Annotated in this window: 22 protein-coding genes and 1 pseudogene; 7 read left to right on the top strand and 16 right to left on the bottom strand. The window is 74.0% G+C overall.

Annotation, left to right across the window (positions count from 1 at the left end; genetic code table 11):
• Positions 1-19 precede the first annotated feature (19 nt).
• The 4 genes from ACFHW0_RS15745 to ACFHW0_RS15730 all read right to left on the bottom strand — a co-directional run bounded on the left by ACFHW0_RS15745 (position 20) and on the right by ACFHW0_RS15730 (position 4,593).
• Positions 20-1,414, bottom strand: a complete 1,395-nt coding sequence (locus tag ACFHW0_RS15745) for a GH1 family beta-glucosidase (RefSeq protein WP_416608315.1) — start codon at positions 1,412-1,414, stop codon at positions 20-22.
• A gap of 28 nt (positions 1,415-1,442) precedes the next feature.
• Entirely contained in the window at positions 1,443-2,141 is a 699-nt protein-coding gene (locus ACFHW0_RS15740; RefSeq protein WP_416608313.1) for an aspartate/glutamate racemase family protein, read from the bottom strand.
• Positions 2,126-2,956 (bottom strand): hypothetical protein, encoded by an 831-nt coding sequence (locus ACFHW0_RS15735; RefSeq protein ID WP_416608311.1) that lies wholly within the window; start codon positions 2,954-2,956, stop codon positions 2,126-2,128. Before ACFHW0_RS15735 ends, ACFHW0_RS15740 begins: the two co-directional genes overlap by 16 nt.
• A gap of 71 nt (positions 2,957-3,027) precedes the next feature.
• A complete protein-coding gene (locus ACFHW0_RS15730) occupies positions 3,028-4,593 on the bottom strand; it encodes an FGGY-family carbohydrate kinase (RefSeq protein ID WP_416608309.1) in 1,566 nt (521 codons plus the stop codon).
• An 88-nt stretch (positions 4,594-4,681) separates the two neighbouring features.
• Between ACFHW0_RS15730 and ACFHW0_RS15725 the strand changes: the two genes are divergently transcribed.
• Together ACFHW0_RS15725 and otnK are read left to right on the top strand one after the other, a co-directional pair.
• A complete protein-coding gene (locus tag ACFHW0_RS15725; RefSeq protein ID WP_416608307.1) occupies positions 4,682-5,509 on the top strand; it encodes a DeoR/GlpR family DNA-binding transcription regulator in 828 nt (275 codons plus the stop codon).
• Positions 5,506-6,810: a 3-oxo-tetronate kinase gene (otnK, locus tag ACFHW0_RS15720; RefSeq protein WP_416608305.1), complete on the top strand. Its 1,305-nt coding sequence runs from the start codon at positions 5,506-5,508 to the stop codon at positions 6,808-6,810. The genes ACFHW0_RS15725 and otnK overlap by 4 nt, the downstream gene beginning before the upstream one ends.
• A gap of 49 nt (positions 6,811-6,859) precedes the next feature.
• Here otnK and ACFHW0_RS15715 read toward each other — a convergent pair whose 3' ends face one another.
• Positions 6,860-8,071 (bottom strand): low temperature requirement protein A, encoded by a 1,212-nt coding sequence (locus ACFHW0_RS15715; RefSeq protein WP_416608303.1) that lies wholly within the window; start codon positions 8,069-8,071, stop codon positions 6,860-6,862.
• Between the two features lie 205 nt (positions 8,072-8,276).
• Between ACFHW0_RS15715 and ACFHW0_RS15710 the strand changes: the two genes are divergently transcribed.
• Positions 8,277-8,510 (top strand): hypothetical protein, encoded by a 234-nt coding sequence (locus tag ACFHW0_RS15710; RefSeq protein ID WP_416608301.1) that lies wholly within the window; start codon positions 8,277-8,279, stop codon positions 8,508-8,510.
• Positions 8,511-8,581: 71 nt separating this feature from the next.
• On the opposite strand, the gene surE is transcribed toward ACFHW0_RS15710, so the two are convergent.
• The 3 genes and pseudogenes from surE to ACFHW0_RS15695 all read right to left on the bottom strand — a co-directional run.
• The gene (surE, locus tag ACFHW0_RS15705; protein WP_416608299.1) at positions 8,582-9,433 is read right to left on the bottom strand and encodes a 5'/3'-nucleotidase SurE; all 852 of its coding nucleotides are present in this window, start codon (positions 9,431-9,433) and stop codon (positions 8,582-8,584) included.
• On the bottom strand, positions 9,423-10,373 hold the full coding sequence (locus tag ACFHW0_RS15700) for a 1-phosphofructokinase family hexose kinase (RefSeq protein ID WP_416608297.1): 951 nt from the start codon (positions 10,371-10,373) through the stop codon (positions 9,423-9,425). The genes surE and ACFHW0_RS15700 overlap by 11 nt, the downstream gene beginning before the upstream one ends.
• 62 nt (positions 10,374-10,435) lie before the next feature.
• Positions 10,436-11,087: pseudogene (locus ACFHW0_RS15695) on the bottom strand (NAD(P)/FAD-dependent oxidoreductase); the annotation flags it as partial.
• 817 nt (positions 11,088-11,904) lie between these two features.
• Between ACFHW0_RS15695 and ACFHW0_RS15690 the strand changes: the two are divergent.
• Entirely contained in the window at positions 11,905-12,174 is a 270-nt protein-coding gene (locus ACFHW0_RS15690) for a hypothetical protein (RefSeq protein WP_416608295.1), read from the top strand.
• Here the strand turns inward: ACFHW0_RS15690 and ACFHW0_RS15685 are convergent.
• The 5 genes from ACFHW0_RS15685 to ACFHW0_RS15665 all read right to left on the bottom strand — a co-directional run bounded on the left by ACFHW0_RS15685 (position 12,150) and on the right by ACFHW0_RS15665 (position 18,550).
• Positions 12,150-12,404 carry a hypothetical protein gene (locus tag ACFHW0_RS15685; protein WP_416608293.1) on the bottom strand — a complete coding sequence of 85 codons (255 nt, stop codon included), beginning with the start codon at positions 12,402-12,404 and terminating at the stop codon, positions 12,150-12,152. The two genes, ACFHW0_RS15690 and ACFHW0_RS15685, sit on opposite strands and share 25 nt — an antisense overlap.
• Before the next feature lie 58 nt (positions 12,405-12,462).
• A complete protein-coding gene (locus ACFHW0_RS15680; RefSeq protein ID WP_416608292.1) occupies positions 12,463-12,921 on the bottom strand; it encodes a hypothetical protein in 459 nt (152 codons plus the stop codon).
• Positions 12,922-12,924: 3 nt separating this feature from the next.
• Positions 12,925-15,360, bottom strand: a complete 2,436-nt coding sequence (locus ACFHW0_RS15675) for a molybdopterin oxidoreductase family protein (protein WP_416608290.1) — start codon at positions 15,358-15,360, stop codon at positions 12,925-12,927.
• A gap of 43 nt (positions 15,361-15,403) precedes the next feature.
• The gene (locus ACFHW0_RS15670; protein ID WP_416608288.1) at positions 15,404-17,197 is read right to left on the bottom strand and encodes a thiamine pyrophosphate-requiring protein; all 1,794 of its coding nucleotides are present in this window, start codon (positions 17,195-17,197) and stop codon (positions 15,404-15,406) included.
• Between the two features lie 129 nt (positions 17,198-17,326).
• On the bottom strand, positions 17,327-18,550 hold the full coding sequence (locus tag ACFHW0_RS15665; RefSeq protein WP_416608448.1) for an MFS transporter: 1,224 nt from the start codon (positions 18,548-18,550) through the stop codon (positions 17,327-17,329).
• Positions 18,551-18,824: 274 nt separating this feature from the next.
• Here ACFHW0_RS15665 and ACFHW0_RS15660 point away from each other — a divergent pair, with 274 nt between their 5' ends.
• Genes ACFHW0_RS15660 through ACFHW0_RS15650 form a run of 3 tightly spaced genes read left to right on the top strand, consistent with a single transcriptional unit; the run spans position 18,825 to position 21,414 of the window.
• A complete protein-coding gene (locus ACFHW0_RS15660) occupies positions 18,825-19,541 on the top strand; it encodes a hypothetical protein (RefSeq protein ID WP_416608286.1) in 717 nt (238 codons plus the stop codon).
• On the top strand, positions 19,538-20,338 hold the full coding sequence (locus ACFHW0_RS15655) for a Rossmann-like domain-containing protein (RefSeq protein WP_416608284.1): 801 nt from the start codon (positions 19,538-19,540) through the stop codon (positions 20,336-20,338). The genes ACFHW0_RS15660 and ACFHW0_RS15655 overlap by 4 nt, the downstream gene beginning before the upstream one ends.
• Positions 20,339-20,355: 17 nt before the next feature.
• Positions 20,356-21,414 carry a pyridoxal-phosphate dependent enzyme gene (locus tag ACFHW0_RS15650; RefSeq protein ID WP_416608282.1) on the top strand — a complete coding sequence of 353 codons (1,059 nt, stop codon included), beginning with the start codon at positions 20,356-20,358 and terminating at the stop codon, positions 21,412-21,414.
• Positions 21,415-21,655: 241 nt separating this feature from the next.
• Here ACFHW0_RS15650 and ACFHW0_RS15645 read toward each other — a convergent pair whose 3' ends face one another.
• The 3 genes from ACFHW0_RS15645 to ACFHW0_RS15635 are packed head-to-tail and all read right to left on the bottom strand — an operon-like array spanning position 21,656 to position 24,551.
• Positions 21,656-22,660 carry an ABC transporter substrate-binding protein gene (locus ACFHW0_RS15645; protein ID WP_416608280.1) on the bottom strand — a complete coding sequence of 335 codons (1,005 nt, stop codon included), beginning with the start codon at positions 22,658-22,660 and terminating at the stop codon, positions 21,656-21,658.
• Complete coding sequence (locus ACFHW0_RS15640; protein ID WP_416608278.1) at positions 22,657-23,451, bottom strand: ABC transporter ATP-binding protein; 795 nt, start codon at positions 23,449-23,451, stop codon at positions 22,657-22,659. Before ACFHW0_RS15640 ends, ACFHW0_RS15645 begins: the two co-directional genes overlap by 4 nt.
• On the bottom strand, positions 23,451-24,551 hold the full coding sequence (locus tag ACFHW0_RS15635; RefSeq protein ID WP_416608276.1) for a FecCD family ABC transporter permease: 1,101 nt from the start codon (positions 24,549-24,551) through the stop codon (positions 23,451-23,453). Before ACFHW0_RS15635 ends, ACFHW0_RS15640 begins: the two co-directional genes overlap by 1 nt.
• Positions 24,552-24,581 lie beyond the last annotated feature (30 nt).

Here is a 24,581-nt window from a genome sequence, read left to right as displayed (position 1 = left end):
TGGGAGTTCTCCTTCGATGTCAGCCGAACGGCGGCACGGTGGGGCGGGTGTCGGGAAGCTGGCCGGTGGCGGCGATGCGGGCGTACACCCTGCCGGAGTCCTTCACTGTCAGCCGGCCGGAGGGGTAGTCCACGTGCACCAGGCCGAACCGGGGGCGGTAGCCGAGCGCCCACTCGAAGTTGTCCAGCAGCGACCAGTGCAGGTAGCCCACCACCTCCGCGCCCGCGTCGATGGCCTCACGCACCGCCCGCAGGTGGCCGAGCAGGAAGTCGACGCGCCGCTGGTCGTGCACCAGCCCGTCGTGGGTGGGGGCGTCGCCGTACACCGCCCCGTTCTCGGTGATCATCAGAGGGACGCCGGGGTGGTCGCGGTGCAACCGGATCAGCAGGTCGCGCAGGCTGTCCGGGGCCACCTCCCAGCCCTCGTCGGTGCGGGTCACGTCACCGGAGGGGCCCACCACCCGCCACGGGAAGGGGCGCCCGGGGCCCGGCTGCGCCGCGGCCATGACCCGGCGGGTGTAGTAGTTGACGCCCAGGAAGTCACTGCGGCCACCGATCAGCTCGGCGTCGCCGGGCCGGATGATGTCGTCGAGGCCGCCACCCAGGGCCCGTTCGTAGTGCGCCCACATGTCGGCCGGGTAGCCGTCGCCGAGCAGCGCGTCGAGGTACCACCGATTCACGTAGCCGTCCGAGCCCCGGGCGGCGGCGAGGTCGGCCGGGTCGTCGCTGGCCGGGTCGCACGGGAACAGGCTCAGCGCGCAGCCGACCCGCGCCCGTGGCGCGCGGGCGTGGATCACGTCGGCGCCCGCGCCGTGCCCGAGCAGGACGTGGTGACCGGCCGCGACCGACGCGCGCAGGTCCCGGACGCCGGGGGCGTGCAGGCCGAGCTGGTAGCCCAGCAGCGCGATGATCCACGGCTCGTTCTGGGTGATCCACCAGTGCACCCGGTCGCCGAGCCGGTCGGCCACCGCCGCCGCGAACTCGGTGAACGCGTCCACGCTGGAGCGGCCCACCCAGCCGCCGTCGGCCATCAGCGCCTCCGGCATGTCCCAGTGGTTGAGCGTGAGGACCGGCGTCACGTCGCGGGCGAGCAGCGCGTCGACGAACCGCTCGTAGTGGTCCAGGCCGCGCGCCTCGACGCGGCCGCGACCCTGCGGCAGGATCCGGGACCAGGAGACCGAGAACCGGTACGCGCCCAGCCCGAGCCCGGCGACCAGCTCCACGTCGCGGTCCCACCGCCGGTACGAGTCGCAGGCCCGCGAGCCGTCGCCACCGCCCTCGACGGTGCCCGGTCGCGCGGCGAAGGTGTCCCACACCGAGGGCCCCCGCCCGTCGGCGTCGAGGCTGCCCTCGATCTGGTACGCGGAGGTCGCCGCGCCCCAGAGGAAGCCGGGCGGGAAACGGTGTGTCGTCATCGGTCACTTCCTCGAAGGTGCTGCCGGATCAGTCCGGCCGGTCGGACAGGACACGCAACAGCGCGGCCACGCCGCCGTGCGGAGAGCTGAGCACCGGTACCGCGACGTCGGCCAGCGCCGCGGCGCGGGCCATGGACGCCTGGGCCAGCACGACCACGTCCGCGTCGGCCGCGGCGTGGGCGACGGCCGCCGCGACGAGGCTGTCCACGCGTTCCCGGTCGCCGCGGTCCTGCGCCTCGGCGGCGTCCGCCACCAGTTGCGCGGTCACCTCCACGGGCCGGCCGGCGCTGCGGGCCGCCCGCTCGACGAGCCGTCCGGTCGGCCCGAGCGTGGACGGGAGGGTGGCGAGCACGCGGATGCGTCCCCGCGCCCCGGGTCCGGCGGCGTCGGCGACCGCCTCGTCGGCCATCGCCGCGTCCACCCGTACGACCGGAACGCGCACCCGCCCGGCCGCCGCCTCCGCCGCCTCGCCGATGGAGGAGCAGGTGACCAGGACGGCGTCGACCCCGACCGACTCCAGGTTGCGCAGGTGCGCGAGCACGGTGTCCCGGACGGCCGGCGTGACGCCCTCGCGGCGTGCGGTGTCCAGCAGCCAGGCGTCGGCGACGTGGATCCGGCGGGGCGGCGCGGTCGGGGCGCGCAGCAGGTCGTCGAACGTCGCGGCCAGCGCGGGAACGGTGTGCAGCAGGCCGACCGTGCCCGGGTCGGCGGTCACGCCTTCCGCCACGGCGTCGCCTCCCGGTCGACCACCTCGACGAGCCGTTCGAGGCGGGGCACGGAGACCTCGGCCAGTGCCCGGTCCACGTCGGGGCGGCCCACCACGTCGCTCCACAGCGCCCGGCCGGCGAGGAAGCCGCTGGCACCGCCCTGGCAGGCGGCCCGTACCGCGCCGAGGAAGTCGTCGCGGTGGACGCCCTGGGACAGCACCACCCAGGGGCCGGTGACGGCGGAGCCGAGGTCCTCGCACGCCCGCCGGAGTTCGTCGGTCGTGCCCCGGCCCTGCCGCGGCACCTGCGCCTTGTAGAGGCTGGGACGCAGCGGGGAGAGTTCCCGGGCCGCATCGAGGATCGCCGCGTCCTGGTCCCACCGGCCGGCGGACAGTTCCTCCGGGGTGGCCCGGACCACCGGCTCCAGCACCGAGAGCACGTCGCGCTCCGCGGCCAGGCCGATGAACCGCCGGGCCAGTTCGACGCGTTGCTCGCGGTGCGCGTCGCGGCGCCAGAGCAGCAACAGCTTGATCGCCCGTACGCCGGTGAGATCGAACTCCGGCGCGGCGACCACCTCGTCGAGCCGGGTGTCCTCGACCGGTTGGCCGGGCTCCTGGTCGAGGGCGTCGGCGGCGAGGATCAGCCCGCACCCGGCGGGCAGCAGCCCGTCGCGGCGGACCTCATCGAGGCCGGTCGTCCGGTCGATGAGGAACCCGGAGGCCAGCGGACCGAGCGCGCGGGCCACCGCGGTCTTGAAGGCGACCATCCCGTCGTGGTCCGGCCGGCCGGCGCCCGCCTCGGCGAACATCGTCCGCAGGCTCTCCCGCTGGTCCATGGCCACCATCGCAAACCCGCCCCCCGGCCGCGCGATGGCGTCCAGGGTGGGTGCCGCTCTTCCCGATCCCGTCATCTGACCTCTTCTCCTCGCGAATCGTCGTCGGCCGCCCCGGCGCCGGTCGCGGCCGTCACGAACCTGGCGAACGGCTCGTCGTAGTCCCGGCCGGCGCCCGCGACCGCCGGCCCTGGCCGCCAGGCCAGCGCGGGGGCCGCCGGCCCGGTCCGGTGCGCCCGGACGGCGGCGACGATCGCCGCGCCCGCGGCCACCGGCTGCGCCGCCGGCACCACCCGCAGCTCGGCGGGGAGGACGTGGGCCTTGACCCGGACCCAGGCGGGGTTGGCCGCGCCGGCCCCACCCAACAGGGTCACCGCCGCATCGGCGGGCCTGCCGGCGAGCCCGGCCTGCTCGTGCAGCATCCACCGGGTCTGCAGGCACAGCCCTTCGAACATCGCGCGGGCCAGCTCGGCCGGTGTGTGCGTGGGGCGCCGCCCGAGGACCCGCAGCCGAGCCCGCGGGTCGGGCGCCGGGGCCTGCCGCCCGGCCAGGTACGGCAGGACGATCACGTCGGTGGGCCGGTCACCGCGGTCGAGCACCTGGGCGGACAGCTCGGCAGCCGGCGCGCCGCCCGACTCGTGAGCCAGCCACCAGGCGATCGTGGCTCCGGCGCTCGACGAGCCGGCGAGGATCGCCCGGTGCCGGCCGGCCACCGGGACGACCGTGCTCATGCCGGCCCGGGCCACCGCCACCGGGTCGGGGCAGCCGGCGACGACGGAGAGCACCGCCTCGGCCGTACCGAGCGAGTTCGCGACGTCGCCCGGCTCCCGCACCCCGCAGGCGTACGCGCCGACGGCGTGGTCGTGGCCCGCCACCACCACCGGTGTCCCGGCGCGCAGCCCGGCGCCCACGAAGGCCGGGTCCCGGACGGTGGCGGCGAACGTGTCCGGCGGCACGACGGGCGGCAGCTGCTCCGGTCGCAGACCCACCTCGGCCAGCAGGTCGGTGTCGAAGCCCTCCGGCACGGGCTGGCCGGGGCGGGGCAGCCGGTACGCCATGGTCCGCCCGGCCAGCGTGTGGTCGGTCGTCAGGTGGCCGGTGAGCAGCAGGCAGACGAGATCCGCCGCGCCCGCCCAGGACGCCATGGCCCGCCACTCGTCCGGCCGGTTGGCCCGCAGCCACGCCCAGGTGGCCAGCGGGACCTTGGCGCTCGGTCGTACCCCCGTCGCCGCCACGAGGTGCGCCCAGCCCAGCCGGCGGGACAGCTCGTCGGCCTCGGCCCCGGCCCGGTGGCCGTCCCAGCGCAGCCAGGAGCCGAGTGGCGTTCCGGTCGCGTCGAGCGGCACGCCGGTCTCGGCCATCGAGGCGATGCCCACGGCGTCCGGCGCCGACGACCCGTCCAGCACCTGGCGGAGCAGGCCGACCAGCACGCGACGCACGGAGTCGGGCGGGGGAGTGGGGGCGGTGGCGACGGCGCGTACCCGGACGGCGGAGCCGTCGATCGCCACGAGGGCCACCTTGGTGTTGGTGGTCCCCACGTCGATGCCCACGCTCAGGCAGGCCCCGCCCGAGGGGCCGCCACGCGGAGTCCCCGGCGGGTCGGCCTCGGCCGCGTCGGCGGGACGCGTGGCGCCATTCACCGGGCCATTCTGTTCGGTTTCGAACGAACGGGTCAAGGTCGATGTTCGACGATTGACAAAGTGGTTGCTGTCGCACTTGGATGGACCGGTGCGCTACACGCAGGCTCCCGAGCGGCGTCGCGAACTCCTGCGCCGGGCGGCCGAGGCCGGCTACGTCTCCTCGACCGACGCCGCGGCCGAGCTGGGCGTGTCGGAGATGACCATCCGCCGTGACCTGCGGCAGTTGGCCGCCCAGGGGCTGGTGAACCGGGTCGCCGGTGGCGCGAGCGCCCCCGTGCCGGCGTACGGCGTCCCGTTCGAGCAGCGCAGGGATGCCGCGACGGCGGAGAAGGAAGCGGTCGGCCGGGCCGCCGTCCCGCTCGTACCGGCGGGCGCGGTGGTGGCCCTCGACGCCGGCACCACGGTCGCGGCCCTCGCGGCCCGGCTGCCCGGTGGCCTCACCGTCGTCACCCATTCGGTACCGGTGATCCTGGCGTGCACCGGGCGCGAGGACCTCGAGCTGATCTCCCTCGGCGGCGCCTACCACCGCGCGACCCGCTCCTTCACCGGGCCGATCACCCGTGGCAGCCTGGAGGACCTGGCGGTGGACGTGGCCGTGCTCTCCGCGACGGCGGCCGGGCCGACGGGGGTCTACTCCGCCAACGCCGCGGACGCCGAGATCAAGCGGGCGATGGCCCGCATCGCCCGCCGGGTGGTCCTGCTGCTCGACCACGGCAAGCTGGCGGCGCACGCCCCGATGCGGTTCCTGGACCTGGCGGCGGTCGACACGGTCGTCGTCGACGCGGGGACGGACGCCGACCAGCTCGCGCTGCTGCGGGCGACCTGCCGGGAGGTGGTGGTCGCGCCGCTGGACGCCGGGACGGCCGTCCCGACGTCCCGGCCGGCGGCGAGCGCCACCCGGGCGGCCGGGACGTGACCGGGCCCTGGCTCGGTGCCGTCGCCGACGACCTCACGGGGGCCTGCGACCTCGCGGACGCGGTGAGCGAGGCGGGTGGGTCGGCGGTCGTGGTGGTGGGCCGCCCCACGGCGCCGCCGCCCGCCAGCGACTGCGTGGTCGTGGCGCTGAAGTCCCGGACCGCACCGCGCGAGCAGGCCGTCGCGGAGTCACTCGCCGCGGCGCGGTGGCTGCTCGACGCCGGCTGCACCACCCTCTACCAGAAGTACTGCTCGACGTTCGACTCCACCGACGCGGGCAACATCGGCCCGGTGGCGGACGCCCTGGTCGACCTCATCGGGGACGCCGTCGCCGTGGGCACGCCGGCCACGCCGCGGGTGGGCCGCACGGTCTACCAGGGACACCTCTTCGTCGGCCGGCAACTGCTCTCCGAGTCGCCGCTGCGGGACCACCCGCTCACCCCGATGCGCGACCCCGACCTCGTGCGGGTGCTCTCCCGCCAGGCCGAGGGTGGGGTCGCGCTCGTCGACCGGGCGACGGTCACCGCCGGCCCCGCCGCCGTCGCCGCCGCGATCGGGGCCGCCCGCCGGGACGGCGCCCGGCACGTGATCGTCGACGCCCTCGCCGACGGCGACCTGGACACGCTGGCCACGGCGCTGCTGGCGACGCCGGACGGGCTGCTGGTGGGCGGTGCCGCCGGGCTGGCCGCCGCGCTGGCGCGGGTGTCCGGCGCCGGGGCGCGATCCTCGGCGGCCGGTGCCGGTCCGGGCGGTGCGGTCACCGCGCGGGCCGTACCGAGGGTGCCGGAGGGCCGGCGGTTGATCCTCTCCGGCAGCTGCTCCGCGCGCACCCGGGAACAGGTGGACGCGTTCCCCGGGCCCCGGGTCGCCCTGTCCCCGGTCGACCTCGACACCGGTCTTCCGGAGACGGTCGACGCGGTGGCCGACGCCGTGGCCCGGGCGTACCGGGACACGACCGGGCCCGTCCTGGTCACCTCCTCGGCCGACCCGGAGCAGGTCGCGCGGTACGAGACCCGGCTCGGCCCCGGGCGAGCCGCCGCGCTGCTGGAGGCGGCCACCGCGGAGATCGCCCGCCGCGCGGTGGACACCCTCGGGGTCCGCCGCCTGCTGGTGGCCGGCGGTGAGACGTCGGGGGCGGTGGTCCGGGCACTCGACCTCGGCACGCTGCGGGTGGGACCGGCGGCCGGCCCCGGCCTGCCGTGGATGGTTCCCGCGGGCGGCCCCGCGCTGGCCCTGTTGCTCAAGTCGGGGAACTTCGGCGACCCGGACCTGTTCACCACCGCCTGGCGGCACTGCCCCTGAGGGCCGCCGTGGTCGCCGTACGAGTCGAGCCCGAGGGGACCCGGGTTCCTCAGTGCGCCGGCGAGGGCTGCTCGGGCGGGCGGCGGGCGGCGTGGCCGGCGTCGGCCAGGGCGACACCGAACAGCACGAGCGCGGCCACGACGGCGGCGACCAGCGGCGGGGCGAAATACAGGGGTCCGGCAGCCGCCGCGAGGGTGGCGATGGCGACGACCCGGCGGATCGACAGCCGGTTGAACACGACCCGTTCCAGGCGGATGCGGCCGTAGAGGAACAGCGCCGGACCGCCGAGGACCACCGCGAGCCACACCGGCTCCGGCCGGCCGCCGGGGTGTTCGAGCACGATCTCGTAGCCGACGGCGGTGGTGACGATCCCGACCACCATGACGATGTGGGCGATACCGGTGGCGCGGCCGGCGGCCAGCCGGTCCCTGGCGGCGGCGACCGCGTCGGTGAGGACCTGCCCGGAGCGGTAGAAGTAGATCCGCCAGAGCAGCACCGTCGACAGGTACGCCACCACCAGCGCCGCCGACGTGGCCGCGGTGGCCGGCTGGTCGGTGAAGGTGATGCCCGCGGCCAGGACGGTCTCCCCGAGGGCGATCAGCAGCAACTGCTGGTAGCGCTCGGGCAGGTGGCGGCCGCTGTCCATCGCCCACGCGCTGATCGGTGGCCGGGCCCGGCCGGGTAGTGGCCAGCGCAGTTGAGCGGTGACGATGTCCACCGTCACCGCGACGCCCCACAGGGTGGCCCGGGCGACGCCGCTGACCAGCGCGCCGGCTACCCAGATCGTCGCGGCGGCCGCGCACCAGAGCACCGAGCGGACGTAGAGGTCGCGCAGGGCGTGGCCGTGCAGGCTGGGCAGGAGGATCAGTGGACGGGCGCAGTGCAGGACCAGGTACGGCAGCACGAACGCCCAGCCCCGGGTGTCGAACGCGTACGGCAGGGACGAGGCCATGACCAGCAGGCCGAACGCGCTGGCCAGCACGATCAACTGGATCTTGCGGCGGCGGGGGTCGAACCAGCTGGTGATGTGCGCGGTGGTGATCCACAACCAGATCAGCGGCATGGCCAGGACCAGCAGGTACGCCAGCGACCGCCACCGCACGAGCGGATCGCCCGCGGTGACGTCCCGCATCACCCGGTCGACCACCCCCGCGAGGGCGAACACCAGCACCAGGTCGACGAAGAGTTCCAGGAAGTTCGCCTGCCGCACGTCCTCGCGGCGTTCCAGCAGGTCCCGCCCGTCGCCTCCCCGCAGCCCCATGCCGCCCATGCTCGCCCCCGTGACCCCGCCCCGGAGCCCGGTTGGAGGCGCTCCACCCACAGGAAGTTGACCCGGCGCCGTTCGGACACCCGCCGAAGCGCGAGGTCCCGATGCCGCCATCCGACCGGAGGGCGCGGGGCGACGGTGTGTCGGCGCCGCCTCGGGGTAGCGGTGAGGAAGGAAGAAGGATCCCGAGGAGGACGAGATGACCGAACCCAGGTACGTGCCGGTCGGGCTGGCCGCCGCCGGCAGGTTGATCGAGGACGACGGCGACGCCGCCCCCGGCGGAGAGATCGTCGGCGCGGACGACGCGGCGGCCGACGCCGCCCGGGCCGGTGCCGACGTGGACCTGTCCGGGGCCACCCGCGACGGCGACGGCGTCCCGACCGGCGCGGCGGACGCCGAGGCCGACCGCGACCGCGCCGCCGGGGGAGCCTGACCGCCGAGGCACCGGCCACCCCGCCCCGCCCTCGGACCGAGGGCGGGGCGGGGTGGCCGGTGCCGGGCGGATCAGCCGACGGCGGGGCCTCCGGCCCCCGTCGTCGGTACCAACAGCTCGGGTAGGTGTCCCAGGGCCCGGACCGCGGTGACGGCGGCGTAGCCGTCGGCGAGCCAGGCCAGGTCGGTGCCGGGAACGCGGCGGGCGCCGCTCTCCTCGACGGCCGTACGGACGTAGTCGTGACCCTTCTCGGCGACGGCCACCTGCACCTGACCGAACGGGGCGAGGGTGGCCTGGCGCAGCCCCGCGACCTGGTCGGCCGGCAGGTCGGGCACGTTCAGGTTCAGCACCGTTCCGGCGGCCGCGTCGCGCAGCCAGGGCAGCAGGCTTCCGGCCAGGTCAGCGGCGGTGGACCAGTGGCGGGCCTCGTCGTCGACGGTGTCGAGCACGTCGATCGCCGCACCACCGCTGCCCGCGCTCGCCGCCGCCGGCGACAGCACGTCCAGCGACACGGCCAACGCCCGGGCGCCGCCGTTGCCGGCGGTCAGCGCCGCCCCCACGGTGCCCGAGTGCAGGATCGCGTGTCCCGCGTTCGCACCCCGGTTGATGCCCGACAGCACCAGCTCCGGAGGCGGCCCGAACACGCCGAGCCCGGCCAGGATGGCGATGTAGGCGGGCGAGGCCGCCACCGCGTACGCCGGCACCTCGGGCAGCCCGACCAGTTCCGTCTCCGTGAACATCACCCGCCCGTCGTCGGTGACCGCGGACAGGGCCGCGCTCATCCCGCTCGCCTCGGACCGCGGCGCGGCGACCACCACGTCCAGGCCGCGTTCGTACGCGGCGCGGGCGAGCCAGCGGATGCCGGGCGCGAGCACGCCGTCGTCGTTGGTCACCAGGACCCGCGCCGGCCGGTCACCGGTCATCGGAGCCCCCCGACGCGTCCTCCAGCGGCGTCAGCCGCACCCGGCCGGCGAGTTCCCGTACGGCCTCCGCCCGGCCGGTGCCCAGTCCGTGCCGGGTGACGTTGAGCGCCCCGGCCGCGGCGCCGATGCGGACGGCCTCCCGCAGGTCGCCGCCGCGGGCGAGCACCGCCGCGACGCCGGCGGTCATCGAGTCGCCGGCGCCCCGGTGGTCGGCCAGTTCCAGCGGCGGGGCGTGCACCTGAAGCGTCGTACCGTCGTCGAGCAGGGCCAGGGCCGGCTCCCCGGCGCGGCTGATCAGCACCGATCCCGCGCCCCGCTGTTGCAGGCGCCGGCCGGCGTCGAGCAGCGACTCGACGCTGTCGTCGTCCGCGTGGCCGTCGTCCAGCAGCTCCTCGTGGCTGACCTTGAGCACGGCGACCCCGCCCTCCAGCACCGCCGCCAGGTAGGCGCCGGACAGGTCCGCCACGACGGTGCCGCCGTTGGCGCTCAGGTCGGCGGCCAGCCGCCGGTAGATGTCCGGATCCACCACGTCCGGGGCAGCGGGCCCGCTGAGTACGCTGACCGGCGCCCGCAGCCCTTCGGTGAGCGTCACCGTGTACAGCTCGTCGATGTCGTGGCGGACCATCGGCGCACCCGGGTCCTCGGCGATCTCCGCCCGCGAGCCGTCGCGCCGGTCGTGCACGTACCAGCCCGTCCCCGACTGCCGCTTCACCACGCGTACCGTCACGTCCTCGTCGACGAGCAGCTTGCGCAGCGCGTCGCCGACCTCGCCGCCGACGGCCACGCACAGCGTGACCGGGGTGCCGAGGCTCGCGATCATGCGGGTCTGCCACACCCCCTGCCCGCCGGGGTGCAGGTGCAACTCGACCGCGTCGGCCTGCTGCTCGATGGTCACGGTCAACAGCGGTGCCGGGGCGAACACCATCACCTGTTCATCCATCGCCACCTACTGCCCCGGGACGGCCCCGCCAACCGGGGGCGGGGCCGGATTTCGGGGCCGGGTCAGCGACGGATCAACTCCGGGGCGGCGGTGTCCAGCGGCACGGCGGTGCCGGGCACGAAACCGAGTTGCACGCCCGGTCGGGAGCCGACCGCGGCGAACAGCCGGTCGGCGGTGGTGCGGGCGGTTGGCGGGCAGCGACAGCAGGTGGTAGCCGCGGGCGACGACGCGGGCCAGCGGTCCGGACAGCGGTACGTGCAGCGGGTTCGCGGTGGCCTGCCACCCGCCGAGGTCCACGACGAAGCCCAGGTCACGGTGCCGGTACGGGCGACGACGGCCGACCCCGTACGACGCGGCGACGTTGTCGGCGGCCAGCCGGCCCTGCCGGACCGCATGCTGGGCGGTCATCGGGGTGATCTCGCCGGGGCGGGCCGGATCGGGCACCGCGGCGGCGTCGCCGCAGGCGAGGATCTCCGGGTGGCCCGGCACGGCCAGGTACTCGTCGACGGTGATCCGGCCCCTGGTCGTCGGCAGCCCGGTGGCCTCGACGAGCGGGTCGGGTCGCACCCCGACGCACCACACCAGGGTGCACGACGGCACGAACCGGCCGTCGGACAGGCGGACCCCGTCGGCGGTGGCCTCGGCGACCGAGGTGCCCAGGCACACCTCGATCCCGCGCTGGCGCAGCTGCGCGAGGCGCTGCGCAAGGTCGGCAGGGGCGAGCGGCCGCAGATGGCCAAGCACGAGGCCAAGCGGTGACGGACGCGAGCGGTGCCCGTGCCCTCGCGGGTGCCGACAACGCTCGCGGTCCTCGACCGATGGCGGCCCGCAGGCTGCGGTGGGCCCGCTCACCGGTCCGGCACGCGTCGGCGCGGTCCACCTTCGGGCGGACGCACTCGGTCAGCTCGGCGGCCATGTCCTCGCCGAGGCCGGTCTCCGCGCGCTAGGCGCGGGCGCCCGGACAGCGGCGGCATGGTGCGGAGACCAGCGGGTACGAGGCCCACATGGCTGACCTGATCCCGTCGTGTGGCCACCCGGGCGGCATCGGCGACGTCGGCGACGCGGTCGGGCAGGCGTGACTCCCCGGGCCGGACGATGACCGGCGACGGCGATGCGCGCCCAGCCCGGCAGGCAGCGAGCGACGATGCCCGGCTGAACGGGCTCGCCCGCCGGCTGGACAAGCCAATGGGCGTGCTCGGCATCCTGTTCCTGGTGCTCGTCCTCGGCCAGGCGATGACCCACGACGAACCGCTGGCCACCGTGCTGACCGGCGCCAGTTGGGTGCTGTGGGCCGTGTTCGTCGTCGAGTTCGCGCTGCGCGCCTGGCTGGCCCGCCACCGCGCCGGCGAGTTCTGGAAGCGCAACTGGTGGCAGGTGATCTTCCTCGCCGTACCCTTCCTGCGGTTCGCCCGGGCGGCCACCGCCCTGCGCGCGGCACGCGGCACCGGCGTGGTGGCCGCGGCCGTCCGTGGTTCCCGATCGGCGGGTCGGCTGCTGACCGACCGGCTGGCCTGGCTCGGGGGTGGTCACCGTGGCGATCATCCTCGCCGCCGGGCAACTCCTGGTCCTCACCGCCTCCTACCCGACGTACGGGCAGGCTCTGCACGATGTCGCTCTGACCACCATCACCGGCGAGCCGCTCGCCGCCACCGACACCTTCTCGCAGGTCCTCGAGCTGGTCCTCGCCGCGTACTCCGTGGTCGTCTTCGGCACCCTCGCCGGCGCGCTCGGCGCGTTCTTCCTCAGCCGGCAGCGGGAAGAGGAACGAGTTGGCCGTCAGGCTGCCGACGCGGGGCGGTGAGCGTTCATCCGCCAGACGCTTCGTCGAGCGCTCCGGACGACGGCCTCCTGGATGGGCTGGCCGATCGAGACCGAGCTGCCGAGTCCGGCCTTGCGGCCCTGCTCGGCCCACTCCGGCCAGCGGTCTTGCACGCCGAGGTCGGGCACGGGCAGGACGCTGCCGCTGGCGGCGGCGTCCAGGCACGGGCCACCCCCGTGGGCGTACTGCCGCCCGTCCGTGTCGCGGGCCACGTCGTCGGTGAACGCCGTCGTCAGCCGCTGCGCCGACCCGTGCCGCTTCGCCCGGCGGTCACCCGGCGACGACGAGCGCCTGGGGGGCGGCGGCCTTCATCCGGGTACGCAGCCACTTGAGCTGGATCGCCGTCTCGCCCTCGCAGCACCGCACGACCGCGAGCAGGTCCTCGTCGCGCGCGCCGTAGGCGGCCTGGCCGACGACGGTCCAGGCGATGTCGCACTCGGCCGCCATCAGGTAGAGATCCTGCAGGTCGCGCAGCAGGCCGATGCCGCCGGTGCGGGTGCCGGAGAACAGCTGCGAGTGCAGCCGGTCGGGTTCGTCGGGCGCGTCCTCCGAGTAGCGGGCGGCGAACGGGTGCAGTCGTTCGGCGTGCGCGTCGCAGCGGCGCGCCTGCTGCTGGCACAGGTGCTGGATGTCGGGTTCATCGGCGTGCGCGTCGGCGACCTGCCGGAACGCCTCGGCGAGGTTGACCTGGGCGCGGTGCAGCAGGCCGAGGTAGTGGGCGAGGTGCACGGTTCACTCCTTCCCGCTGGTGGCCCGCGCCGCCGGCCCACCCACGGTCGGCGGCACCCCGGCGTCCGGCGGCGGCGCGCTGCCGCCGGACGTCGGCGCCGGCGAGGGTACGCCCCGGCCGTCGGCGAGCTTGGCGACGCTGACCGCGGCGACCTTGAACAGGGGCTGCTTGGAGACCGGGTCCCAGGCGGTGACGGTCAGCTCGTTGGCGGCGCGGGGGGTGCGCTCATGCGGTTCCTGGTCGAAGTAGCCGTAGTGGAACGGCAGGAACACCACGCCGGGGCGGATGCCGCACAGCCGCGCGCGGGCCTGGATGCCGCCGCGGGCCGAGGCGACCCCGACCAGGTCGCCCTCGGCGATGCCGAGCCGGGCCGCGTCGGCCGGGTTCAGCTCCACCCACACGTCCGGTGCGGCCCGGTCGAGCTGTGGGGCCCGCCCGGTCTTCGTGCGGGTGTGAAAGTGGTAGACGGTGCGCCCGGTGGTCAGCAGCATGGGGTGCTCGTCGTCGGGCACCTCGGGGGAGGGCTGGTAGTCGACGGTGTGCAGGAACGCCCGCCCGTTCGGCTCCTTGGCGCGGTACTCCGACTCGGTGAACTCGGCGCCGGTGGCTAGGTCGTGGCCGTACGTCTCGCAGTAGTCGGGGTCGGTGGGGAACACCCCGTCGGTGTAGAGGCGCTCGGTGCCGTCGGGGTGCTCCTCGGTGCAGGGCCACTGGATGCCGGAGCCGCCGCGCAGCCCGGCGTAGGTGATGCCGGTGTAGTCGCACGGTCGGCCGCGGCTGCACTCCTTCCACGCCTCGAACGCCTCCTCCGGCTCGGTCCACCGGATCAGCGGTTGCCCGTCGCGGTCCCGGAAGTCCATCCGCCGGGCGTAGTCGAGGAAGATGTCCAGGTCCGGGCGGGCCTCGCCCGGTGGGTCGACGGCCTTGTCGGAGATGTGCACGGTGCGGTCGACGCTGGTGAACGTGCCGGTCTTCTCGCCCCAGGTGGCGCCGGGCAGCACCACGTCGGCCAGTTCGGCGGTCTCGGTCAGGAACAAATCCTGCACCACCACGAACAGTTCCGGTTTCGCCAGGACGCGCCGGATGCGCGCCAGGTCGGGCAGGGACACCGCCGGGTTGGTGGCGCTGATCCACAGCAGCTTGATCGAGCCCTGTTCGGCGTACCGGAAGATCTGCATGGCATGCGTCGGGGGCGCCCAGTGCGGGATGGTGTCGACGTCGACGTTCCAGAGCCGGGCCAGCTCCTCGATGTGCGCGGTGTTCTCCCAGTTGCGCAGGCCCGGCAGGTCCCCGTCGGCGCCGGTCTCCCGGGTGTTCTGGGCCGTGGGCTGGCCGTTCATCTGGTAGATCCCGGCGCCGGGCCGGCCGAGCATGCCCCGGACCAGGTGCAGGTTGTTGACGCCGCAGGCGGCGGCGGTGGCCTGGTTGGACTGGTAGAAGCCCTGGAGCACCGTCGACAGCAGCCGCCGCGAGGTGCCGAGCAGCTCCGCGGCGCGTTCCACGTCGGCGGCCGGCACGTCGCAGATGTCGGCGACCCGGCGGGACGGGTAGCCGTCGACCGTGCGGCACAGCTCCTCGAAGCCGAGGGTGTGCGCGTCGACGTAGTCGCGGTCGTACCAGCCGCGCCGGACGATCTCCCGGAGCAGGCCGTTCATCAGGGCCACGTTGGTGCCGCTGCGCACGGCGAGGTGCAGGTCGGCCTCGCGGGCGACCGGGGTGGCGCGCGGGTCGACCGCCAGCATCGCCGGCGGGTTGGGGCCGCGCCGCCGGTCCAGCATCCGCATCCACAGCACCGTCTGGGTCTCGGCGACGTTGTGCCCCCACAGGGCGATCGCGTCGCAGTGATCCACGTCGGTGTACGAGCCGGGCTGCCCGTCGGTGCCGAAGCTCGCCTTCATCGCGGCGGCGGCGGTGGCGGTGCAGAGCCGGGTGTTGCCGTCCATGTGCGGCGTGCCCAGCCCGGCCTTGCCGATCACGCCCAGCGTGTAGTACTCCTCCAGGAACAGCTGGCCGGTGGTGTAGAAGCCGAAGTGCCCCCACCCGCCCGGACCGTCGAGGAGTTCCTTCGACCGGGCCACGATCCGGCCCATCGCGGTGTCCCAGTCCGTCTCGACCAGCCGGCCGCCCTCGCGGACCAGTGGCCGGGTCAGCCGGTCGGGGCTGTGGTTGGCCTGCCACCCGTACAGGTCCTTGGGGTCGAGCCGGCCCCGGTTGATCCGGTCCACCGCCCGGCCCCGCACCCCGACGATGCGGCCGTCGGCGACCGCGATGTCCATGGCGTCGCCGTTGGAGTGCAGCACCGATGCCGACTGCACCCACCGGTCCACGTCCGCTTCGGTCAGGTCACCGTCGAGGAACCGGTCCACCCGCACCGGCCACTCCTGCCCCGGCCCGTACGGGGTCCGCTCACCCCACGGGTCAGCGATCCGGTCCACCATGACGCGCTCCCTCCGAATCCCGGTCGTCACACCTGTCCCGCCGTCACCGCGGGTCGTCGAAGCCCTCGGTGGCCCGTTCGCGGCGCAGGTGCGCCAGCGCCCGCCGGCCCAGGTCGGTGTCCTCCCGGCCGAGCGCCTCGTACATGGTCGCGACCTTCTCGTAGGGCTGGGCGGGCGGCAGCAGCGGGATCGCCGGATCCACCATCGCCTCGATGAGCGTCGGCCGGTCCGCCGACAGGGCCCGGTCCCAGGCGGCGTCGACCTCGGCCGGCGTGCTGACCCGGACCCCGTGCAGGCCCAGCAGTTCGGCCCAGCGCGCGTACGGGGCGTCCGGCAGGCGCTGGGAGTCGACGAAGCGGGGGTCGCCCTCCATCTCCCGCTGCTCCCAGCTCACCTCGGCGAGATCGCGGTTGTGCAGCACCAGCACCACGAACCGGGGGTCCGCCCAGTCGCGCCACCGGTGGGCGACGGTGAGCAGCTCGGCGAGCCCGTTCATCTGCATGGCCCCGTCGCCGGCGAGGGCCACCACCGGCCGGTGCGGCTCGGCGAGCTTCGCGGCCAGCCCGTACGGCAGCGCCGAACCCATCGAGGCCAGCGTGCTCGACAGGTGCGCGTCGACACCGAGGGGCAGCCGCAGGTGCCGCGCGTACCAGTAGGTCACCGAGCCGACGTCCACCGACACCTGCGCGTCCCCGGGCAGCCGGTCGGTGAGGGCGTGCACGACGTACTGCGGGTTGAGCGGCTCGGCCTCGGCGGTGGCCCGCCGGCGGGCGATGTCGCGCCACCGGGTCACCTCGCCCTCGACGCGCTGCCGCCAACTCCGGTCGGACCGGGGTGTGAGCAGTGGCAGCAGGGCCCGGATGGTCTCGGCGGCGTCGCCGAGCAGCGGCACCTCCACCGGGTAGCGCATGCCGAGGCGCCGGCCGTCGATGTCGATCTGCACCGCCCGGGCCTGCCCCGGAGCCGGGTAGAACTCCGACCAGGGATCGTTGCTGCCGACGATGAGCAGCGTGTCGCACCCGCTCATCAGGGCGCTGCTGGCGGTGCTGCCGAGGTGCCCCATCACGCCGGTGTGGAACGGCAGCGACTCGTCGAGCACCGGCTTGCCCAGCAGCGATGCCGTCACTCCCGCGCCGAGCGCCTCGGCCAGCTCGACCACCTCGCCGGCGGCGGCGCGGGCGCCCTGCCCCACCAGGACCGCCACCCGCTGGCCGGCGTCGAGCAGGTCGGCGGCGGCCCGCAGGTCCTCCGCGCGGGGGCGCAGCTCGGGCACCGGCAGCCCGGGATTGGTCACCATGATCCCGTGCTCGTGGGCCCGCAGGTCGGGGGCGGGGGCGGTCTGCACGTCGTGCGGCAGGATCACGCAGGTCGGGCTGCGGGTGGCCAGCGCGGTGCGGATCGCGCGGTCGAGGAGCATCGGCAGTTGCTCGGGCGTGTACGCGGTCTGCACGAACTGGGCGCACACGTCGCCGTAGAGGCGGACCAGGTCGATCTCCTGCTGGTAGCCGCTGCCCAGCACCGACGTCACCTGCTGTCCGACGATCGCGAGCACCGGCTGGGAGTCCAGCCGGGCGTCGTAGAGACCGTTGAGCAGGTGCACCGCGCCCGGGCCCTGGGTGGACAGGCACACCCCCAGCCCGCCGGTGTACTTCGCGTGGCCGCACGCCATGAGCGCTGCGGTCTCCTCGTGCCGGGCCTGCACGAACTCCGGCCGCCCGGCGCGGCGCAGCGCGCCCATGAGCCCGTCGATGCCGTCGCCGGAGTAGCCGAAGACCCGGCCCACGCCCCAGTCCACCAACCGGGCCACCACCAGATCCGACACCGTCGCGTCCGTCATCGCCGCCTCCTCGCCTCGCCTCGGCCCTCCAGCATGTGGCGATACCCCGGACCGCCACGCCGAACCGGACCGACAGCACCGGTTCGGGTGTCCGTACCGGCCTCGGCCGGTCAGCCCCGCAGCCGGCGCTCATGGCCGCACGCTGAACCGGCGCGAGGAGGGCACCAGCGCCGCGGCGGCGGGCGCGGCGAAGCACACCACGGCACACACGGCAAGGACGCCGACCGCGCCGAAACGGTCGATCGCGGGAGCGATGAGCGCCAGACCGACAGGCGCGAGTCCGTAGGACAGGAGGAAGTCCAGCGAGGACACCCGGGCGAGCTTCGTCGGCTCGACCTCACGCTGCGTGGCGGTGAACCAGGGGACGTTGAACAGTTCGATGCCGAGCCCGGCGAGCACGTAGGCGGAGACGACCAGCACGGGGTGCACCGGCAGGAGCAGGCTGAGCGGTACGAGTCCGTACAGGGCGAGCCCGGCCAGGGCGGTCCAGCCCGGTGCCGGCGGTCGCCACCGCCCGATCACCACGGCGCCGGCGAGCGCGCCGAGGGTGTACGCGGTCATGGCGGCGGCGAGCACGGCCTCGGTGCCGTAGCGGTCGCGGCTGACCAGTGGAAGGACCACGCCGGTGGCCGAGTATCCGGTGGCGATGACGGCGGTCAGCGCGGCCAGGCCCGCGAGGAACCAGGGGTGACGGCGTGCCTCGCGCACGCCGTCGGCGAACTCGGCCAGGATCCCGGGCCTGGCGACGGGCGTGTCGGGTCGGCCGGTCCCGGCGGGTGGGATCAGGGCGGCGGCCAGCCACAGGCCCCCGACGCCGAGCAGGAGCATCGGGACGGAGACGACCAGGGCCAGCAGCGCGGTCAGGCTCGGGGCGACGAGGGTCGTGACCCGCACGGCGAGGGTGATCGCGGCGTTGGCCTGCTGCCGTTGTGGTTCGGCGACCACCTCGGCGGTCAGCGCCTGGAAGGCGGGCCGGCACGCGCCCTGTCCCGCACCCATCACGGCCGCCGCCACGGCCGTCAGGGCGAGCGATCGGCCCATGCCGAACACCATCACCGGGGCGGCGAGGGCGCCCATCAGGCCCGACCACAGCACCACCCGCCGCCGCGAGTGCCGGTCGGCGAGCACGCCGCCGATCGGGACGGCGACGAGAAAACCCACGGTCCGTACGGCCAGCAGCACACCCAGTTCGATGGCGGTCAGTGATCGGTCGAGCACCGCCAACCCGAGGATGAACGGCAGGGCCCACGTGGCCATGCCCGAGGCCGTCGTGCCTGTCCACAACCGGACGAAGGACGTGCTCCGCAGCGCCGACCTCGGCTCCGGGCGGGTCTGAACGGTGTCGTCAAGCATGCGCATCGATTCCCCGGCCCCTTGACCTGACAATGATTGTCATTATAGTAACGGTCGCGGTTCGTCTCGTCCCGGAGGTGTCCATGCCACGTCCCACCCGGCCCCGGCCGGGCGTTCGACGCCGTGGCCCTGGCCACTGGCTGTGCCACCCCGAACGGCGGTGCGACACCGGCGGCCCCGGCGCGCGGCGCGGCGGTCGACAGCTGCGACCGACGACCGACGTTCCCCGGCGCGCCGCACCGACCGCAGCCCGCCCGTCGACCCGAGGAGGACCGTGAACATCAGCCCGGCCGACCTGCCACCGGTACTGCCCGCCGAGCACGTCATCGCCATCAACCAGCCCAGAGCCGACCTGCACACCCACCGCGACTACGCCTGGAACGGCATGACGTTCGACCTGCCGCCCGGCGTGTTCCACCCCGGCGAGACCAGCCGAATGCTGCACCAGTGGCTCCTCGACGGCGACATCGAGACCCGTGGCCGCGTCTACGCCGCGATGGGCGTCGGCGTCGGCGTCGAGGCCGTCGCGGCCGGGCTGCGCGGCGCGCACACCGTCTACGCGCTCGACGTGCACCCCGCCAGCGTGCGGGCCACCGCACGGCACTACCGCACCCACACCGGCAGACGACCCGACACCCGCTTCGTCCCGCTGGTGTCGGACCTGTTCGACGCGCTGGCCGACGGCACCCGGCTAGACGTCGTGACCTTCAACCCGCCCGCCGTCAGCCAACCGGTCAGCGACGACCCCGACGTCGTGCGCAACGTCTGCGTCGGCGCGCCCCTGGTCACCAGGTTCCTCGACCAGCTCGTCGGCCGCGATCTGCTGGCCGAACACGGCGAGGTGTTCCTGATCCTGTCCAACACCGCCGACCTGCACACCATCATCGGCCATGCCATCCGGCGCGGCTTCGCCACGACGATCCACCACCGCCACGACTGGCACGACGGCGTCGTCACGTTCCTGTTCCGACTCACCCGCAACCAGCGATGACGGCCCTGACCGACCTGGTGACGGCGGTCCTCGACGGCCAGCACGGCCCCGACCCCGCATCCCTCGTCGCCACCAGCGTCTTCTGGGTGCACCACGGCACCCGCCTCGCCGGCGGGAACACCACCTACCGCAACCAGTACGTGCTCGCCCGCGTCGGCACCGCCATCGGCGCGTGCGCCTTCGCCGCCGGCGACGTGGACCCGACGGTGTGCCTGGAGTACTCCGGCGCGCCCGTGGCCCACCTGCTCACCGACGCACCGCCCGCGGTGCGGGTGGCGACCCTCGACGCGTACCTGGCGCACGTGCGTCCCCACCGGGACTCCGGCGCGGAGCCCGTCGTGCTGCCCGCCGGCGCCCCGGAGACGCGGGCGCAGGCGCGCGACGCCGCGGTCGCCGGACTCCTCGACGTCACGCCCGGCGCGAAGGTCGCGCTGATCGGCGTGGTCAACCCGCTCGTGTCCGCCATCCGTGCGCGCGGCGCGGAGTGCCTGCCCTGCGACCTCACCCTGCGCACCACCCAGTGGGGTGATCCCGTCACCCCCGACATGCGCGACGTCCTCGGCGTCGCCGACGCCGTCGTCGCCACCGGGATGACCATCGGCAACGGCACCTTCGACGAGATCCTGCACACCTGTCGCCACCGGGACGTCCCGCTGATCGTCTACGCCCAGACCGCCGGCGCGGTGGCCCGACACTTCCTCGGCGCAGGCGTCACCGCCCTGTCGGCGGAGCCGTTCCCGTTCTCACAGTTCAGCGCCGAGCGGACCGTGCTGTACCGGTACCGCGCCCAGTCCTGACCACCCGAGGGGAAGACGTGGACGAGCACATCAGCGAAACACTCAGCAGGCCAGCCCTGATCCGCCTGGACGACCGCACCACCTGCGTGCGCTTCGAGACCATGAAGGTGGCTTCCGCGCTCGCCGCGGTACGCCATCTGCTGCACCGGGGAGTGATCGCGCCCGGCGACACCCTCGTCGACAGCTCCAGCGGGATCTACGCCCACGCGCTGGCGCTGGCCTGCCACCGCCACGGCCTGCGGTGCCACATCGTCGCATCCACCACCGTCGACATCACGCTGCGCACCCAGCTGGAGATCCTCGGCGCCACCGTGGAACCGATGCCACCGACCGCCAACCTGAAGCTGGACCAGGACCGCCGGGTCGCGCGGGTCCAGGAGATTCTGCGGGCGAAGCCGCGCCACCACTGGATGCGCCAGTACCACGACGACATCCACTACCTGGGCTACCGCCCGATCGCCACACTTATCCGCCGGGAACTCGACGGGCAGCCCCTGACGATGGTCGGTGGCGTCGGCACCGGTGCCTCGACCGGTGCCCTGGCCACCTACCTGCGCGATGCCACCCTCGACGTGTCCCTCGTCGGCGTCCAGCCGTTCGACAGCGTCACCTTCGGCAGCGACCACGTCCGCGACCCCGAGATCATCATCGCGGGCATCGGCAGTGCCATCCCCTTCGCCAACGTCCGCCACACCCTCTACGACACCCTGCACTGGATCGGCTTCGACGCCGCACTGGCCGGCAGTATCGCCCTGCTGCGCGACCACGCCGTCTTCGCCGGCCTGTCGACGGGCGCCGCCTACCTGGCCGCACGCTTCGAGCGACGTGCGGACCCCCGGCGGCACGTCGTACTACTGGCCCCCGACACCGGCCACCGCTACGTCGACGCCGCCTACACCCGACACGCCCAGGCCCTCACCGCACACGACCTGCAACCCCACCAGATCACCGAACTGGCCGAGATGAGGCTGCCGTGGTCGCGCATGAACTGGAACGCCGCCCCGGCCCCCACGGCCGCAACAACCGAGCCGGCCCTTCGATCCGCATCCGGTTCGGCGGCCACCGGCGCCCGATGATCTCCAGCTCTCAGGCGGGCGCGCTTCCGTTGCGGTACGCGTTGAACGGGACGACGGGAGCCGCTGCAGCCCGAGGACCTGCGTGTCAAAGACCTTGGCCGCCTCCAGCGACATGCCCTTCAGGTCCGGAACGATCCTGCTGACTGCCATACGGCGATCTTCAATCCCACCCCGTCGGTTGACGACACACCGGCCGGGATTCCGGGATCGATGACCGCGGGTAGTCGATCGGGATCCACGGTCAGGGCCGCAGGTCCCGCAGGTACGCGGCGAACTTTTCCAGCCCGTCGATGTTGCGCGGGCTGCTGATGCCCTCGTTGTAGTCGAGGATGAAGAAGCGGTCGTTGACCACCGCCGGCAGGTTCTTGGTCTTGGGCGAGGTCTTGAGGAACCTGATCTTCTGCTCGGCCGGCTGATCCTGGTAGTCGAGGATGATGATCACCTCTGGTCGGGCCTGGACGACCGCCTCCCAGCCGACCTGCGTCCAACGGCCGTCGAGGTCGGCGAAGATGTTCCGGCCACCGGCGAAGGAGATGATGTCGTTCGGCGGCACCTGCCGGCCGGCCGTGAACGGCTGGTCGGTGCCCGAGTCGTAGAGGAACACCGGGGTCCGGGTGCTCGGTGCCTGAGCCTTGACCGCCTCGACCCGTCGCTTCATGTCGGCCACCACTGCGGCGGCCCGCTGCTGCACACCGAAGATCTGGCCGAGTCGCTCCAGGTCGGTGTAGAGGCCGTCGAACGGGGCGTGCCGCTCGGGGTGGTTCGGATAGTTGAAGCAGGATTCGGCGTGCATGAAGCTCTGGATGCCCAGCCCGTCGAGGATCTCCGGGGAGGTGCCGCGCTTGTCGCTGAGCCCGGAGTTCCAACCGGCGACCACGAAGTCGGCCTTGGCCTCCACCAGGAGTTCCCGGTTGAGCAGGTCGTCGCTCAGGAACTTCACCTTGGCGTACTCGGCGGCCCACGGGGACTCGGTCACCGGCGGATTGGCCGGCGGCATCACGTATCCGTGGACGTGCTCGGTGAGGCCGAGGGCGAACATCTTGTCGGCGCTACCGCCCTCGTAGACGACGGCGCGCCGCGGAGTGGTGTACTCCACCGGTTCGCTGCACCGGTTGACGGTGACCTTCTGCACCCCGCTCCCGCTCGGTTCGACCTCGGCACCACAACCGGCGAGCAGCGCCGTGGCGGTCAACGACGCCAACGCGGTACGGACTGCCGTCCGCCGTCGGGAAACGGTTCCGTTCATCTGGGGATTCCTTCCGAAGATCGTGCTTGGCGCAGGGAATAGAGCAGTTGTGGATCACCGGTCAGCGGGTGCGTCACGACGCTGACCACGACGCCGAACACCTCGCGGATCAGATCGGCGGTCAGGACCTCGGCGGGAGTTCCGGTGGCGACGAGCCGGCCTCCGGACAGCACGCCGAGCCGGTCGCAGGCCGCCGCGGCGAGGTTCAGGTCGTGCAGCACGACGAGGACGGTGAGCCCCGCGCCGCGCAACAGGGACAGCAGCTCGATCTGGTGCCGGACGTCCAGGTGGTTGGTCGGCTCGTCGAGCACCAGGATCTGCGGCTCCTGCACGAGGGCGCGGGCGACGAACACCCGTTGCCGCTCACCGCCCGACAGCGCGAGCATTCCGCGGTCGGCCAGGTGCAGCACGTCGAGCTGTGCCATGGCCCATCGGCACAGGCGCCGCTCCCGTTCGCTGAGCGGCTGGTTGCCGCGCAGGTGCGGGGCACGACCGAGAGCCACCGTCTCGGCAACGGTGAAGTCGAGGTCCGTGCCGCCGTCCTGGGTGAGCGCGGCGACCGACCGCGCGCTGCGGCGCAGCTTCAGGGTGGACAGGTCGTCGGAGCCGAGCCACACCACGCCGCGGCTCGGCCGCAGCGCCCGGTAGACGCAGCGCAACGCGGTCGACTTGCCGGATCCGTTCGGTCCGACCAGTCCGACGATCCGCCCGTCCGGCACCTCGAGCGACAGGTCCTGGACGATGACGTTCCCGTCGATCTTCACCGTGACGCCGTCGAGTCGGAGATCCATCACCGACCGCCGAACAGGTAGCCACGGCGGCGCATCAGCGCGAGGAACACCGGTACGCCGACCAGAGCGGTGATCACGCCCAGCGGCAGCTCCCGGGGAGCCACCAGGGTGCGGGAGACCAGGTCGACCCAGACCATGAACACGGCACCGGCCAGCGGCGCGACGAGCAGCACACGGTGGTGCGAGGCGCCGACCACGATCCGGACCAGGTGCGGCAACACCAGGCCGACGAACGCGACCGCTCCGCTGACCGCCACCATCGCACCGGTGACCAGTGAGGTGATGACGAACAGTCGCCGACGTACCCGGGTCGTGTCGACGCCCAGGCTGAGGGACGCCTCGTCGCCGAAGGTCAGCACGTCGAGGGTGCGGCTGTGCCGGTGCAGGACGACCCCTCCGACGAGGACGGTGGCCGCGGCCACCGGCAGGCCGCCCCAGGTCGCGGCGCCGAAGCTGCCCATGGACCAGAACAGCATGGTGGCGGTCGCCTCGCTGTCCGGTGTGAAGTAGATGATCACCGCCATCAGTGCCTGGAAGCCGAACGACATGACCACGCCGGTCAGCACGAGGCGCAGGGGCGTGATGCCGGCGCGGCTGTACGCGGCCAGGTAGACCAGCGCCGCGGCGGCCATCGCGCCGAGGAAGGCGCCGGCGGAGACCGCGTAGATGCCGAGCGCGCCGAGTCCGCCGGCGACCGTGACCGAGACGGCGCCCACCGAGGCGCCGGAGGAGACCCCGAGCACGTACGGATCGGCCAGGGCGTTGCGCACCAGGGACTGGATCGCCACACCGACCGCGGACAGGCCCGCCCCGACGATCGCCGCGAGCAACACCCGTGGCGTGCGGATCTGCCAGATGATCTGGTACGTGGTCACCTCGTCGGCGTGGATACGGCCGCCGGTGAGCGCGGCCCAGAGGTACCGGGCCGTCTCGCCGGGCGGGATGGCGACCGGTCCGAGGCCGATCACCACCACGAGCGAGACGGCCAGCAGGACCAGCAGGGCGGCCACGGTCCCACCCGTTCGCAGTGACGGGCGAGGGGTGCCGGCGGCAGGGGCATCCGGGTCGACCACGAGGTCGACGGCCGTGGAGGACGTCACGCCGAATCACTCTCCCGGTAACGAAATCCA

The organism is Micromonospora sp. LOL_025 (assembly GCF_048060285.1).
Classification (GTDB): Bacteria; Actinomycetota; Actinomycetes; order Mycobacteriales; family Micromonosporaceae; genus Micromonospora.
Note: the sequence above shows the minus strand (reverse complement) of the source record. Positions and strands in the feature narration are given on the sequence as shown.

Bases quoted from the DNA above. Each gene is read 5' to 3' on its own strand.
- ACFHW0_RS15745 (WP_416608315.1), bottom strand. From the start codon at position 1,414: ATGACGACACACCGTTTCCCGCCCGGCTTCCTCTGGGGCGCGGCGACC.
- ACFHW0_RS15735 (WP_416608311.1), bottom strand. From the start codon at position 2,956: ATGGACCAGCGGGAGAGCCTGCGGACGATGTTCGCCGAGGCGGGCGCC.
- ACFHW0_RS15715 (WP_416608303.1), bottom strand. From the start codon at position 8,071: ATGGGGCTGCGGGGAGGCGACGGGCGGGACCTGCTGGAACGCCGCGAG.
- ACFHW0_RS15710 (WP_416608301.1), top strand. From the start codon at position 8,277: ATGACCGAACCCAGGTACGTGCCGGTCGGGCTGGCCGCCGCCGGCAGG.
- surE (WP_416608299.1), bottom strand. From the start codon at position 9,433: ATGACCGGTGACCGGCCGGCGCGGGTCCTGGTGACCAACGACGACGGC.
- ACFHW0_RS15700 (WP_416608297.1), bottom strand. From the start codon at position 10,373: ATGGATGAACAGGTGATGGTGTTCGCCCCGGCACCGCTGTTGACCGTG.
- ACFHW0_RS15675 (WP_416608290.1), bottom strand. From the start codon at position 15,360: ATGGTGGACCGGATCGCTGACCCGTGGGGTGAGCGGACCCCGTACGGG.
- ACFHW0_RS15670 (WP_416608288.1), bottom strand. From the start codon at position 17,197: ATGACGGACGCGACGGTGTCGGATCTGGTGGTGGCCCGGTTGGTGGAC.
- ACFHW0_RS15665 (WP_416608448.1), bottom strand. From the start codon at position 18,550: ATGCTTGACGACACCGTTCAGACCCGCCCGGAGCCGAGGTCGGCGCTG.
- ACFHW0_RS15655 (WP_416608284.1), top strand. From the start codon at position 19,538: ATGACGGCCCTGACCGACCTGGTGACGGCGGTCCTCGACGGCCAGCAC.
- ACFHW0_RS15645 (WP_416608280.1), bottom strand. From the start codon at position 22,660: ATGAACGGAACCGTTTCCCGACGGCGGACGGCAGTCCGTACCGCGTTG.
- ACFHW0_RS15640 (WP_416608278.1), bottom strand. From the start codon at position 23,451: ATGGATCTCCGACTCGACGGCGTCACGGTGAAGATCGACGGGAACGTC.